This is a genomic window from Streptococcus mitis (genome assembly GCF_002096895.1).
Taxonomy (GTDB): Bacteria; Bacillota; Bacilli; order Lactobacillales; family Streptococcaceae; genus Streptococcus; species Streptococcus mitis_AH.
Genome location: NZ_NCVI01000012.1, coordinates 17,184 through 30,427, shown reverse-complemented (window position 1 = coordinate 30,427; position 13,244 = coordinate 17,184). Strand labels below are relative to the sequence as shown.

Here is a 13,244-nt window from a genome sequence, read left to right as displayed (position 1 = left end):
AGGAAAAAAGAAATAAAGCTAGAGATAGCAGCATGCCAAGGATTGGTAAACTCTTCATACTCAATCCCATATTTTTCCTCTACCAAAGCCTTGAGGGGATTTTTAAGAAAGGCCTTATTGGTCAAGAGTTGAGCAGAGGTTTCACATTCTCCATTTTGGATATAGGCAGCACAGAGGGATTTTTTGGCTAGTTCCATATCTTGGTCTAGCAAGAGCTGCTCACGCGCAACGGCCGCTTCCTCGGTATCTTTTTGAGTTGAAACGGATACATATTCTCCACCAGCCATTGAAAAGGCACCGGCCAAAATAGCTGCAAATCCTGATAAAAAGATAATCCAGATATTGCTCGTAGCACTGGCAACCCCAATAACCACACCAGCAATGGAAATAATCCCATCATTGGCACCAAGAACACCAGCACGCAGGATATTTAAACGACCTGCAAAATTTGAATCGATTTCGTGATTTGTTTCTGACATACTATTCTCCTTTTTATCCAGTATAAAGGAAAAATATAGGGAAATCAATCTTTTAAAAGTATCTGAAAAAAGTTGCACGATTTTAATTTTACGAGCTTTTTTAAAAGTTAGAAACAGTACTAGCTAGTAGAGAAGGATAAAAGAGATGCAAAGCTGATAGACTAGTCCTTTTTCTACTTATCTATGGTATAATAGGAGGTAGATTTACTAATCGGAGTAAGAAAGATTTTATGATTAAACTAGTAGCAACAGATATGGATGGAACCTTTCTAGATGGGAATGGGCGCTTTGATATGGACCGTCTCAAGTCTCTCTTGGTTTCCTACAAGGAAAAAGGGATTTACTTTGCGGTGGCTTCGGGGCGCGGATTTCTATCCTTAGAAAAATTATTTGCTGATGTTCGTGATGACATTATTTTTATCGCAGAAAATGGCAGTTTGGTAGAGTATCGAGGTCAAGACTTGTATGAAGCGACCATGTCTCGTGAGTTTTATCTATCAACTTTTGAAAGGCTGAAAACGTCACCTTATGTAGATATCAATAAACTGCTCTTGACGGGAAAAAAGGGAGCTTATGTTCTAGATACGGTTGATGAGACCTATTTAAAAGTGAGTCAGCACTATAATGAAAATATCCAAAAAGTAGCGAGTCTGGAAGATATTAAAGATGACATTTTCAAATTTACAACCAACTTCACAGAAGAAACGCTAGAAGCTGGGGAAGCTTGGGTAAACGAAAATGTCCCTGGTGTTAAGGCCATGACAACTGGCTTTGAATCCATTGATATTGTTCTGGACTATGTCGATAAGGGTGTGGCCATTGTTGAATTAGCTAAAAAACTTGGTATCACAATGGATCAGGTTATGGCTTTTGGAGACAATCTAAATGACTTGCATATGATGCAGGTTGTGGGACATCCTGTAGCTCCTGAAAATGCACGACCTGAAATTTTAGAATTAGCAGAGACAGTGATTGGTCACCATAAGGACCAGTCGGTTATAGCTTATATGGAGGGCTTATAATGGCAGATATAAAATTGATTGCTTTGGACTTGGACGGGACCTTGTTGACTACTGATAAAAGACTGACGGATCGTACCAAGGCAACTTTGAAAGCGGCGCGTGATCGTGGGATTAAGGTGGTTTTGACAACAGGTCGTCCCTTAAAAGCAATGGATTTCTTTCTCCATGAGCTAGGGACTGACGGTCAGGAAGATGAGTACACCATTACTTTTAATGGTGGATTAGTTCAGAAAAATACAGGTGAAATCCTTGATAAAACAGTCTTTTCATATGATGATGTAGCACGCTTGTATGAAGAAACAGAGAAATTATCACTGCCTCTTGATGCTATTTCAGAAGGAACTGTTTATCAAATTCAATCGGATCAAGAAAGTCTTTATGCCAAATTCAATCCAGCTTTGACCTTTGTTCCAGTGGACTTTGAAGACCTATCTAGTCAAATGACTTATAATAAATGCGTGACTGCCTTTGCTCAAGAACCCTTGGATGCAGCCATTCAGAAGATTTCTCCAGAATTGTTTGACCAATATGAAATCTTTAAATCACGTGAAATGTTGCTAGAGTGGTCACCAAAGAATGTTCATAAAGCAACAGGTTTGGCAAAACTAATCAGCCATCTTGGAATTGATCAAAGCCAAGTGATGGCCTGTGGTGATGAAGCCAATGACCTCTCTATGATTGAATGGGCAGGGCTCGGTGTTGCCATGCAAAACGCTGTTCCTGAAGTCAAGGCAGTCGCAAATGTAGTGACTCCAATGACCAATGATGAAGAAGCTGTTGCCTGGGCTATCGAAGAATATGTGCTAAAGGAGAACTAAGATATGGGATTATTTGACCGTCTATTCGGAAAAAAAGAAGAACCTAAAATCGAAGAAGTTGTAAAAGAAGCTCTAGAAAATCTTGATTTGTCTGAAGATACGGAGCCTGCCCTTACAGAAGCTGAGGAAGTTTCTCAAGAAGAAGCAGAGGTTGAAGTTGTTGAACAAGTTGCGCTCCAAGAAGAGGAAAATCAAGAGACAGTTGAAGAAAGTCATGATTCAGAGCCAGTTGTAGAAGTTTCTCAAGAAGAAGTTGAAGAATTGTCAAACTCAGAAGAAGTCACAGAGGAAGAGAATACTGAGCTCCTAGAGATTGTAGAAGAAAATAGTTCTGAAGTGCTTGAACCAGAAATGACTCAAGCAAAAGAAACTGTTCAGGAAAAATATGACCGCAGTCTTAAGAAAACTCGTACAGGCTTCGGAGCTCGTTTGAACGCCTTCTTTGCTAATTTCCGCTCTGTCGATGAAGAATTCTTCGAGGAGTTGGAAGAACTGCTGATCATGAGCGACGTTGGTGTCCAAGTCGCTTCTAACTTAACAGAGGAGCTTCGTTACGAGGCCAAGCTTGAAAACGCCAAGAAACCAGACGCACTTCGCCGTGTCATCATTGAAAAATTGGTTGAGCTTTATGAAAAGGATGGAAACTATGATGAAAGCATCCACTTCCAAGATGGCTTGACAGTCATGCTCTTTGTGGGTGTGAATGGTGTTGGGAAAACAACTTCTATCGGAAAACTAGCCCACCGCTACAAACAAGCAGGAAAGAAGGTTATGTTGGTTGCGGCAGATACCTTCCGTGCAGGGGCAGTAGCCCAGCTAGCTGAATGGGGTCGTCGTGTGGACGTTCCAGTTGTGACTGGACCTGAAAAAGCTGATCCAGCCAGCGTTGTCTTTGATGGTATGGAACGTGCTGTAGCAGAAGGGATTGATATTCTCATGATTGATACTGCTGGTCGTCTACAAAATAAGGACAATCTTATGGCTGAGTTGGAAAAGATTGGTCGTATCATCAAACGTGTTGTACCAGAAGCACCGCATGAAACCTTCTTGGCACTTGATGCATCAACAGGTCAAAATGCCCTGGTACAGGCCAAAGAATTTTCGAAAATTACCCCTTTGACAGGTATTGTCTTGACTAAGATTGATGGAACTGCTCGAGGTGGTGTTGTTCTAGCCATCCGAGAAGAACTCAATATTCCTGTAAAATTGATTGGTTTTGGTGAAAAAATCGATGATATTGGTGAGTTTAACTCAGAAAACTTTATGAAGGGTCTCTTGGAAGGCTTAATTTGATGATAAAGAAAATCCTGCAAGGTACAAACTTGCAGGAAATTTTTTTATTCTAAGCGACCATCTTGACGATAGGCGATATCTGGTTGCCAAGTCCATTTGGCACCGAATTTTTCAAGTAAGTCAAAGCTAGCTTGAGGTCCCATGCTTCCAGCTTTATAGTCATGAAGTGGGGCACCATTTTCAGCCCAGAGTTCTTCGATACGGTCAATCAATTTCCATGACGCACCAACTTCATCCCAGTGGCTAAAGTTAGTTGAGTTGTTGTTTAGGACATCATAAATCAATTTCTCGTATGGTTCTGGAGAAGCACCAGTTGCGGTCGCATCTGTACGGTAATCCAGTGAGTTAGGAGCCAAGTTGAATTCTTCTCCTACCTGCTTCCCATTTAGACTGAGAGAGAAGCCTTCTGTTGGTTGGATATAGATGGTCAAAATGTTTGGAGCAAGTGGTTCTCCAAAGATAGAATCCATTTGTTTAAAGACGATGTTGACATGAGTTCCTTTTTCAGTCAGACGTTTACCAGTACGGAAGAAGAAAGGAACACCACGGAATCGATCGCTGTCTACAAAGAAGGCACCAGATGCAAAGGTTTCAGTTGTTGATTCTGGATTTACATTTGGCTCGCTACGGTAAGAGATGTATTTCATGCCATCAATCTTACCAGAGCGGTATTGACCACGGATAAAGTGTTCTTTAAGTTCTTCATCAGTTGGATGATAGAGATTTTTAAAGACCTTAATCTTTTCAGCACGAATCTCATCTTTTGTGAAGCTTGCTGGCTTGTCCATGGCAAGGAGGGAAAGCAGTTGTAGAGTGTGGTTTTGTACCATGTCACGGAGGGCACCAGATTGGTCATAGTAGCCACCACGTTCTTCTACACCCAAGCGCTCTGCAAAGGTAATTTGAACATTGTCGATAAAGTCCTTGTTCCAAACATTTTCAAAAATCAGGTTGGCAAAGCGAACTGCAAAGATGCTTTGAATCATTTCCTTACCAAGATAATGGTCGATACGGAAAATTTGTTCTTCGTCAAATGTTGCTAGGAGCTCGTCATTCAACTTGCTTGCAGTTGCGTAATCTGTACCAAATGGTTTTTCAACGATTAAGCGCTCAAAACCTTTACCATCCACAATGTTTTCAGACTTGAGGTGTTTTGCGATAGTTCCAAAGAATTGAGGCGCCATAGACAAGAAGAAGAGCTTGTTGTGTTCAGCTTGATACTTGTCATTTAGTTCAGCCTGCAATTGACGCAAAGCAATGTAGTGTTCTGTATCATTGACATCGTGACTTTGATAGTAGAAGTGGCTAGCGAACTCTTGAGCCTGTTCGGTACTATCTGCCAAATCAAGGATCGATTCGACTACAACAGATTCAAAATATTCCTTGCTCCAAGGACGACGAGCAGTTCCAATGACTGCAAAGTGCTCGGAAAGATTGCCGGATTTATATAGTCTAAAAAGGGAAGGGTAGAGCTTGCGTTTAGCCAGGTCTCCACTCGCACCGAAAATTGTAACAATAACCTTAGATGACATCTAGCTACCTAATTTCTATTTTATTCCTAGTCTTGCTAGGTATGAGGAAACCTCATTTCATAAACTTAATTCTAACATAATTTTCCTAAAAATCAAAAAATCCAATACGAGATAGAAAAAAACTGCAAGGAAATCCTTACAGTTTGCGTTTAGACGTTTAATACCTTGTCCAAGAACTCTTTCAGACGTGGGTGTTGTGGGTTGTCAAAAATTTGATCAGGTGTTCCGTCTTCAAGGAATTCGCCATCTGCAGTAAAGATAACTCGGTTAGCAACTTGACGGGCAAATCCCATCTCATGGGTTACGATAATCATGGTCATACCTTGCTCAGCCAATTCCTTCATAACGTTTAGTACGTCTCCAACCATCTCAGGGTCAAGGGCAGAAGTTGGTTCATCAAAGAGCATGATATCAGGATTCATGGCGAGTCCACGAGCGATGGCCACACGTTGTTTTTGACCACCTGATAGGCTATCTGGGTTAGCATTAGCTTTATCTGCTAGCCCAACCTTGTCAAGCAACTCCATTCCCAATTTCTCAGCTTCTTCCTTAGTCATCAACTTGTGCTCAATAGGAGCAAAAGTGATGTTGTCCAATACAGACATGTGTGGGAAGAGGTTGAAGTGTTGGAAAACCATTCCAATATTTTCACGGACGTGGTCAACGTTGGTAGTTTTTTCAGTTAAGTCGTAACCGTTCACAGTGATGTGACCACTAGTGACTTCTTCTAGAAGATTGAGGCTACGGAGGAAAGTTGACTTACCAGAACCTGAAGGACCGATGATACAAACAACATCTCCTTCATAGAATTTAGTCGTGATTCCTTTTAAAACCTCATTTTTTCCATAATGTTTGTGTAAATCATTTACATCAATTTTTAATTTTGCCATTAACGAATCCTCTTTTCTAAGCGTTTCGCTAGTCTAGTCAAAAGTGTGATAATTACAAGATAGAAGATAGCAAGGATTGCATACATCTTGAAACTTTGGTAGTTACGCGCGATGATAATCTTACCAGTTTGGAAGAGTTCCACCAAACCGATAGCAGATACGATAGTTGTATCTTTAAGAGCGATAACGAATTGGTTGACAAAGTTTGGCAACATCAATTTAGTTGCTTGTGGCAAGATAATCTTACGCATGGTTTTTCCATAAGAGATACCCAAGCTTCGGCTGGCTTCCATTTGTCCAACTGGAACAGCCTGGATACCACCACGAACGATTTCAGCGATATAAGCTGCTGCATTGAGTGAGAGGGCAATAGTACCAGCTACGAAGTCGTTAATTGGACTTTGTTGGCCTGTCATAGACTCGATGAAGTTTGGAATTCCCCAGAAGATGAAGGCTGCAAGAATCATCAATGGAATACCACGGATAACGTCAACGAAAATCTCAGAGATCACACGAAGAGATTTATACGGGCTGACACTAAACATACCAAAGATAATCCCGATAACAATGGCAATAGCAAATGAGATAAGAGCTAGAGCAAGAGTGATACCAAGCCCGCTAAGGAGTTGTTTGTAGTTGTTTTGGAGCAAGCCCCAGATAGTTGTTTCGTCAACAGTGCTTGTTGAAGCAGATGATGATTCACTAGCTAGGTACTTATCAAGAATCTTTTGGAATTCTCCGTTTGCTTTAAGGTTTGCAAGTCCGTTATTGAACATTTCAATCAATTCTGGATTTGCTCCTTTTTTAACGGCAAAAGCTGTTTCACCGATTGGAGTTCCAGCGATTGGGGTTTTCAATTTTTGTCCTTGGCTGATAGAATATTTGAGGACAGGCTCATCATCCATAACAGCATCGATGGCCCCAGTATTTAGACTGTCATACATTGACGAACCATCAGCGAAGGTTTTGATTTTGTAGCCGTATTTGCTTTGATTTTCTGTTAGGAAGGTTTGAGAAGCTGTTCCGTTTTTAACACCAACTGTCTTCCCTTTCAAGTCTTCATATGAGGAAATTGAACTTGATTCTTTTACACCAAGGATAGTATTAGCAGTGTAGTATGATTCTGAGAAGTCAAAAGTTGCCTTACGAGCATCTGTGACAGACATACCAGCAATGATACCATCAGCTTGACCAGCTTGGACAGCACTGATAGCAGCATCAAAACCTGGGTTGGTAATTTCAATTTCAAAACCTTGGTCTTTAGCGATTGCCTTAATCAAGTCCATATCAATACCAGTAAATTGGTTGCTTGAGTTTTGGAAAACAAAAGGTGCAAAAGAAGAATCGCTGGCAATGATGTATTTAGCTTTAACAGGAGTTGCTTTTAGACCAGCTGCAGTCGTTGTAGTTGGCACTGCTGAAGAAGATGATGCAGTCCATTTCTTGATGATTTTATCAAGACTACCATCTTTTTTCATTTCAGCCAAGGCTTGGTTAAATTCAGTAACTAGGTGCTCGTATTTGCTTCCTTTTTTAACACCGAAAGCAAAACTTCCTACAGCTTCACCATCCATTTCAATATGGAGGTCTTGACCTTGGTTAATCGCATACTCGATAACAGGTTTGTCATCCATCATGGCATCAATGGCACCAGCACTCAAGCTGTTGTTCATCAAATCACCAGTGTCAAATGTTTTAATAGTGAAGCCGTATTTATCCTTGATACTTTCAAGGAAACGTTGAGCGGCTGTTCCGTTTTTAACACCAACAGTTTTTCCTTTTAATTGGTCATATTTACTAATCTTGTGTGCCTTAGTAGTTGCAATGACAACTTTTGTATCATAATAAGTATCAGACATGGTGAAGACTTTTTCACGTTCTTTAGTCTTTGTCATTCCTGCCATGATAGCGTCAGCTTGACCAGCTTGAACCGCATTGACCGCTGCGTCAAATCCAGGATAAGACATCTGAATGTTCCATCCTTTAATCTCAGCGACTTTGTTGATAATATCAACATCAATTCCTTTATAAGTTTGATCTGAATCTTTAAACTCAAAAGGTGCATAGGCGGTATCAGAAACAATCTTAATCGTTTCAGCGTTGGCAATACCTAATGAGAAAATTGGGAATAAAATTAGCAAAAATGCTAGAAATTTTTTCTTCATTTTTAGTCTCCTTTTCCGAATATTTTCCCATTATATCAGAAAAAGTAAAAAAAGGCAAATTTTTATATTTTCGTGTAAGAAAATATGACATCTATAATTCTGGTTTTGTCTTGAATCACACAACAGAAGTGCTATAATAAAGGTATATCGTATAGTAAAAGAGGATAAAGTTATGAAAGACAAAAGAATCTTAAAAGACTTTGAAACTTCTAAAATGAGTTTAAACATTTACACAAGCCCCTTGTTAGCCTTTGTTTTTGTCTTTATAGGAGAGTTTGTGGCTTATACTTTATATGGTATTAGTTTGTTAGCTCTCATCGGACTTGCTAGAAATTTTGGAGAGGCTGGTCAAGCTTTTGCAACTTACTTGCAGACCTTGCAGCAGGGCTTGATGGATAAAACAAGTGACTTTCATTTAATTTTAGAATTGCTGGCCTTTGGTTTTATTCTCAACACTGTGTTCAGATGGACTAAAAAAGTTGAGAAAAGACCTATTCGAACTTTGGGATTTTATAGAGAGAATTTCCTCAGCAATCTTCTGAAAGGATTTGGGCTAGGTCTGGCACTTTTTCTTCTGACCTTGTTAGGTTTAGTGGCCTTGGGGCAATATCGTTTTGAGTCCATTCATTTGAATCCTTATTCGCTTGTCTTTATCATTTTTACTATCCCATTTTGGATCCTACAGGGGACAGCGGAAGAAGTGGTGTCCCGTGCCTGGCTCCTTCCTCAATTGGCCTCAAGAACCAATATAAAACTTGCTGTTCTTATATCTAGCCTGTTCTTCACCCTACTGCATGTGGGCAATTCTGGTCTAACCCCTCTATCTCTAGTGAATCTCTTTTTATTCGGAGTTGCCATGGCTCTTTACCTTCTCAAAAATGATACAGTTTGGGGTGTTGCAGGTATTCATGGAGCCTGGAATTTTGCTCAGGGAAATCTCTTTGGGATTTTAGTTAGTGGTCAGCAGTCAGGAACGTCTTTGATGACCTTTTTACCACAAGGTAATCAAGATTGGCTATCAGGTGGTTCTTTTGGCATAGAAGGTTCTATCATGACAAGTCTAGTCTTGCTACTTTTGATTGTCTATCTTGGCTATCAATTAAAGAAAGAAAATGAAAGGATGTGACTTCGGTCCGTCCTTTTCTTCGTGAAAATGCTATAAGTATGCTAAAATAGGAATAGCACATGGAAAGAGGATTCTTATGATCAATCGCATTACAGATAATCAATTTAAACTAGTATCAAAATATCAACCATCAGGAGATCAACCCCAAGCTATCGAGCAGTTGGTTGATAATATCGAGGGTGGAGAAAAAGCTCAGATTCTGATGGGGGCGACTGGTACAGGGAAGACCTATACCATGAGTCAGGTCATTTCCAAAGTCAATAAACCAACTCTGGTCATCGCCCACAATAAAACTCTAGCAGGACAGCTCTATGGGGAATTTAAGGAATTTTTCCCTGAAAATGCAGTTGAGTACTTTGTGTCTTACTATGATTATTACCAACCTGAGGCCTATGTCCCTTCTAGCGATACCTATATTGAAAAGGATAGCTCTGTCAATGATGAGATTGACAAACTTCGACACTCAGCGACTTCAGCCCTTCTGGAGCGTAATGATGTTATTGTCGTTGCCTCAGTCTCTTGTATCTATGGTTTGGGGTCGCCCAAGGAATACGCTGATAGTGTCGTTAGTCTCCGTCCAGGTCTTGAAATTTCTCGTGATAAACTCTTGAATGACTTGGTTGATATCCAGTTTGAACGAAATGATATTGATTTCCAACGCGGAAGATTTCGCGTTCGTGGGGATGTAGTGGAGATTTTCCCAGCCTCCCGTGATGAGCATGCCTTTCGAGTAGAATTTTTTGGAGACGAAATTGACCGTATTCGTGAGGTTGAAGCCTTGACTGGTCAGGTATTGGGAGAAGTGGATCATTTGGCGATTTTCCCTGCGACTCATTTCGTGACCAATGATGACCACATGGAAGTTGCCATTGCTAAAATTCAAGCAGAGTTAGAGGAGCAGTTAGCTGTCTTTGAAAAGGAAGGTAAACTGCTAGAAGCCCAGCGTTTGAAACAGCGGACAGAGTATGATATTGAGATGTTGCGTGAGATGGGCTATACCAACGGGGTTGAAAACTATTCACGCCACATGGATGGTCGTAGCGAAGGTGAGCCTCCTTATACGCTTCTCGATTTCTTCCCAGATGATTTCTTAATCATGATTGACGAGAGTCACATGACTATGGGGCAAATCAAGGGAATGTACAATGGAGACCGTTCGCGTAAGGAAATGCTGGTTAATTATGGTTTTCGTTTGCCATCAGCTTTGGACAATCGGCCTCTCCGTCGTGAAGAGTTTGAAAGCCATGTGCATCAGATTGTTTACGTTTCAGCGACACCTGGTGACTATGAAAATGAACAGACTGAGACAGTGATTGAGCAAATCATTCGTCCAACAGGACTATTGGATCCAGAGGTAGAAGTCCGTCCGACAATGGGACAGATTGATGACCTCTTAGGTGAAATTAATGCCCGTGTTGAAAAGAACGAACGAACCTTTATCACCACCTTGACCAAGAAAATGGCAGAAGACTTGACCGACTACTTCAAAGAAATGGGCATCAAGGTCAAGTACATGCACTCAGATATCAAGACTTTAGAGCGGACAGAGATTATCCGTGACCTGCGCTTGGGTGTCTTTGATGTCTTGGTCGGAATCAACCTCCTTCGTGAAGGAATTGACGTTCCTGAAGTGAGCCTCGTAGCGATTCTCGATGCTGACAAGGAAGGTTTCCTCCGTAACGAACGTGGACTCATCCAGACTATTGGACGTGCTGCCCGTAACAGCGAAGGGCATGTTATCATGTATGCGGACACGATAACTCAGTCTATGCAACGTGCTATCGATGAAACTGCTCGTCGTCGCAAAATCCAGATGGCTTATAATGAAGAGCATGGTGTCGTACCACAGACAATCAAGAAAGAAATCCGTGACCTGATTGCTGTGACCAAGGCGGTTGCTAAGGAAGAAGACAAGGAAGTTGACATCAATAGCCTCAACAAACAAGAGCGCAAAGAACTTGTTAAGAAACTAGAAAAACAAATGCAAGAAGCCGTTGAAGTGCTTGACTTTGAACTAGCAGCTCAGATCCGTGATATGATGCTGGAAGTCAAGGCGTTGGGGTAAAGTTAAAGAAGGATATAGAATGGAAAATTTAAATTATTTTACAGATAAATTTAGTGAATCTGAATTAATGGATCATTTTGATTCCTTAGATGAAATAAAACTGAAATACGAACTTGAAAATTTTAGTAATCAATATTTAAAGTTATCTGAAGAAGAACAATTGAAATATGTTAAACCTGTTCTTTATATTTTTAGAGTTTTTGAAGAGAATATTGATAAAATTATCCACAAAAAGATTTTAGAGTCCATAAATAAAATACTATCAAAAAATTCACAAGTATATAGTTGGAATGCAATATTTTATTATTTAGATACTCTTTATTTCTATTTATTTAAAACCGAAAGATATGAAGAATATTCTAAACTGTTTGAAAATGATAGTTATTTCTTTAAAATCCTTGATTTAATATTAAAAGAAAATCTAGAGGTTGTAGAATACCATATTTCGGACTTATTTTCAGTTTTTGTTCAATTATTTAGACAAAATAGTTTACCAGAAGAAAGAAGAATCTATTTTAAGAGGGAATTAGAAACATTTATAAGTTTTATATTCCAAGATATTGATTTTGAGAGAATTGACTATTGGTATTTTGAATTAGATGAGATGGTATCTATTTTTAAAAATGAACATCTCGAAACAATTAATAACTATTATTTCAATAACCCTCAATCTAATTATGTTGAGAAATACTTGGATTTTGTATCAAGAAACTTTGATGACGTGATTGAAGATTCGATAGTAATTGTTCGAAAGATAGCAGAAGAAAATGATTCTGATATCATCCGAAACCGAGCTATTAAGTTAATTGAGAAGTATGATAATGATTACTTGAATAAGCAAAGTGATTCAGAATCTATCTCATCATTAGACGCTGAACAACTTTTAAAACAAGCAGATAAGATTATATACTATATACGTTATAAATTGACTGTTGATGCTGAAGAGTTAAAAGAAATTGGTTCCTTTGGACATTATACTAAGATTGACACATTAACAAATTTTCTTATAAAAGCAGACTGGAATAATGAAAATAATTCTGAAACTCAACCTCCATTTTTACGACTGACTAATCTCAAGCAGTTAAATGACCCGATGGAAGGAAGAGTAATATATGATTATTTGGGTATGGATAATACTTTTTTTCAACAATACCAAACTTCTAATGTCTTTATATCTTCTCTAACTACAGTATCTGATAGCCTACCTATGTGGAAGGAGTATGCTGATTCCTCTCAAGGTGCATTTCTTGAATATGATAAGACTTATCTTGAAGGCATTGTTGCACATAAATACATTGAGTTTGTTAAAGTTCATTATTTAGATTTAATGTCAGAGAATAAAGATGCAACAGATGTTGGTAAATTTCTTGATAAATTAAAACAGATTTTTGAAAAATTACAAGAGCTTAAAGCTGAAGAAGAATTAATAGGTTTTGCTGAGAAATTGAAGAAGATTTCTTACCTTTTTAAAGTTAAAGACTATGAGTATGAAATGGAGTATCGTATTTTAATTAATTTAGACGATACAGAGATACAAAATATTATTAATAGAGATGCTAATGACTCATCAAATGAGAAATACTTTAAGAAAGAAGAAATTGGGTTAGAAGTTTTTGATAAAGTTAACTATAATGATTTTAGAAAGTATATTGTATTAAGCCCGAAAGATTATGGCAGATATGATTTATTTGTATACATCAATCTGGCTCCTTTGAAATACTCAAAAGTCATTCTAGGTCCAAAGGTTACGGATGCAGACTATATTGCTCCTTATCTCAAACTTGCCAATCCTGATATAGAGATAGAAAGTTCAAAGATCCCTTATCGTTAAGTTGAGAACGATTCAGAGCAGAA

Annotated in this window: 10 protein-coding genes; 6 read left to right on the top strand and 4 right to left on the bottom strand. The window is 39.0% G+C overall.

Annotation, left to right across the window (positions count from 1 at the left end; genetic code table 11):
- Positions 1–479, bottom strand: a 479-nt coding sequence (locus tag B7697_RS00405) for a VIT1/CCC1 transporter family protein (protein ID WP_084949761.1), incomplete at its 3' end; no start/stop codon positions are given.
- Between the two features lie 230 nt (positions 480–709).
- Here B7697_RS00405 and B7697_RS00400 point away from each other — a divergent pair.
- Genes B7697_RS00400 through ftsY form a run of 3 tightly spaced genes read left to right on the top strand, consistent with a single transcriptional unit; the run spans position 710 to position 3,612 of the window.
- The gene (locus tag B7697_RS00400; RefSeq protein WP_084949759.1) at positions 710–1,501 is read left to right on the top strand and encodes a Cof-type HAD-IIB family hydrolase; all 792 of its coding nucleotides are present in this window, start codon (positions 710–712) and stop codon (positions 1,499–1,501) included.
- Positions 1,501–2,319 (top strand): Cof-type HAD-IIB family hydrolase, encoded by an 819-nt coding sequence (locus B7697_RS00395; protein WP_000763444.1) that lies wholly within the window; start codon positions 1,501–1,503, stop codon positions 2,317–2,319. The genes B7697_RS00400 and B7697_RS00395 overlap by 1 nt, the downstream gene beginning before the upstream one ends.
- 3 nt (positions 2,320–2,322) lie before the next feature.
- Positions 2,323–3,612, top strand: a complete 1,290-nt coding sequence (gene ftsY / locus B7697_RS00390; RefSeq protein WP_084949757.1) for a signal recognition particle-docking protein FtsY — start codon at positions 2,323–2,325, stop codon at positions 3,610–3,612.
- A 44-nt stretch (positions 3,613–3,656) separates the two neighbouring features.
- On the opposite strand, the gene zwf is transcribed toward ftsY, so the two are convergent.
- From zwf to B7697_RS00375, 3 genes are all read right to left on the bottom strand, one after another.
- Positions 3,657–5,144, bottom strand: coding sequence for a glucose-6-phosphate dehydrogenase (zwf, locus tag B7697_RS00385; protein ID WP_049501794.1), 1,488 nt, complete (start codon positions 5,142–5,144; stop codon positions 3,657–3,659).
- Positions 5,145–5,293: 149 nt separating this feature from the next.
- Positions 5,294–6,034, bottom strand: a complete 741-nt coding sequence (locus B7697_RS00380; protein WP_001096315.1) for an amino acid ABC transporter ATP-binding protein — start codon at positions 6,032–6,034, stop codon at positions 5,294–5,296.
- Positions 6,034–8,199, bottom strand: a complete 2,166-nt coding sequence (locus tag B7697_RS00375; RefSeq protein WP_084949755.1) for an ABC transporter substrate-binding protein/permease — start codon at positions 8,197–8,199, stop codon at positions 6,034–6,036. The genes B7697_RS00380 and B7697_RS00375 overlap by 1 nt, the downstream gene beginning before the upstream one ends.
- Positions 8,200–8,371: 172 nt before the next feature.
- On the opposite strand from B7697_RS00375, the gene B7697_RS00370 reads away from it, so the two are divergent.
- The 3 genes from B7697_RS00370 (at position 8,372) to B7697_RS00360 (ending at position 13,221) form a co-directional block, all read left to right on the top strand.
- Positions 8,372–9,325 (top strand): CPBP family intramembrane glutamic endopeptidase, encoded by a 954-nt coding sequence (locus B7697_RS00370; RefSeq protein WP_084949753.1) that lies wholly within the window; start codon positions 8,372–8,374, stop codon positions 9,323–9,325.
- 76 nt (positions 9,326–9,401) lie between these two features.
- Positions 9,402–11,390: an excinuclease ABC subunit UvrB gene (gene uvrB, locus B7697_RS00365; RefSeq protein WP_084949751.1), complete on the top strand. Its 1,989-nt coding sequence runs from the start codon at positions 9,402–9,404 to the stop codon at positions 11,388–11,390.
- Between the two features lie 19 nt (positions 11,391–11,409).
- Positions 11,410–13,221 (top strand): DUF2971 domain-containing protein, encoded by a 1,812-nt coding sequence (locus B7697_RS00360; RefSeq protein WP_084949750.1) that lies wholly within the window; start codon positions 11,410–11,412, stop codon positions 13,219–13,221.
- Positions 13,222–13,244 lie beyond the last annotated feature (23 nt).

Excerpts from the sequence above, each read along its gene's own strand:
- uvrB (WP_084949751.1), top strand. The coding sequence starts at position 9,402 with ATGATCAATCGCATTACAGATAATCAATTTAAACTAGTATCAAAATAT.
- B7697_RS00395 (WP_000763444.1), top strand. The coding sequence starts at position 1,501 with ATGGCAGATATAAAATTGATTGCTTTGGACTTGGACGGGACCTTGTTG.
- B7697_RS00400 (WP_084949759.1), top strand. The coding sequence starts at position 710 with ATGATTAAACTAGTAGCAACAGATATGGATGGAACCTTTCTAGATGGG.
- zwf (WP_049501794.1), bottom strand. The coding sequence starts at position 5,144 with ATGTCATCTAAGGTTATTGTTACAATTTTCGGTGCGAGTGGAGACCTG.
- B7697_RS00380 (WP_001096315.1), bottom strand. The coding sequence starts at position 6,034 with ATGGCAAAATTAAAAATTGATGTAAATGATTTACACAAACATTATGGA.
- B7697_RS00375 (WP_084949755.1), bottom strand. The coding sequence starts at position 8,199 with ATGAAGAAAAAATTTCTAGCATTTTTGCTAATTTTATTCCCAATTTTC.
- ftsY (WP_084949757.1), top strand. The coding sequence starts at position 2,323 with ATGGGATTATTTGACCGTCTATTCGGAAAAAAAGAAGAACCTAAAATC.
- B7697_RS00370 (WP_084949753.1), top strand. The coding sequence starts at position 8,372 with ATGAAAGACAAAAGAATCTTAAAAGACTTTGAAACTTCTAAAATGAGT.
- B7697_RS00360 (WP_084949750.1), top strand. The coding sequence starts at position 11,410 with ATGGAAAATTTAAATTATTTTACAGATAAATTTAGTGAATCTGAATTA.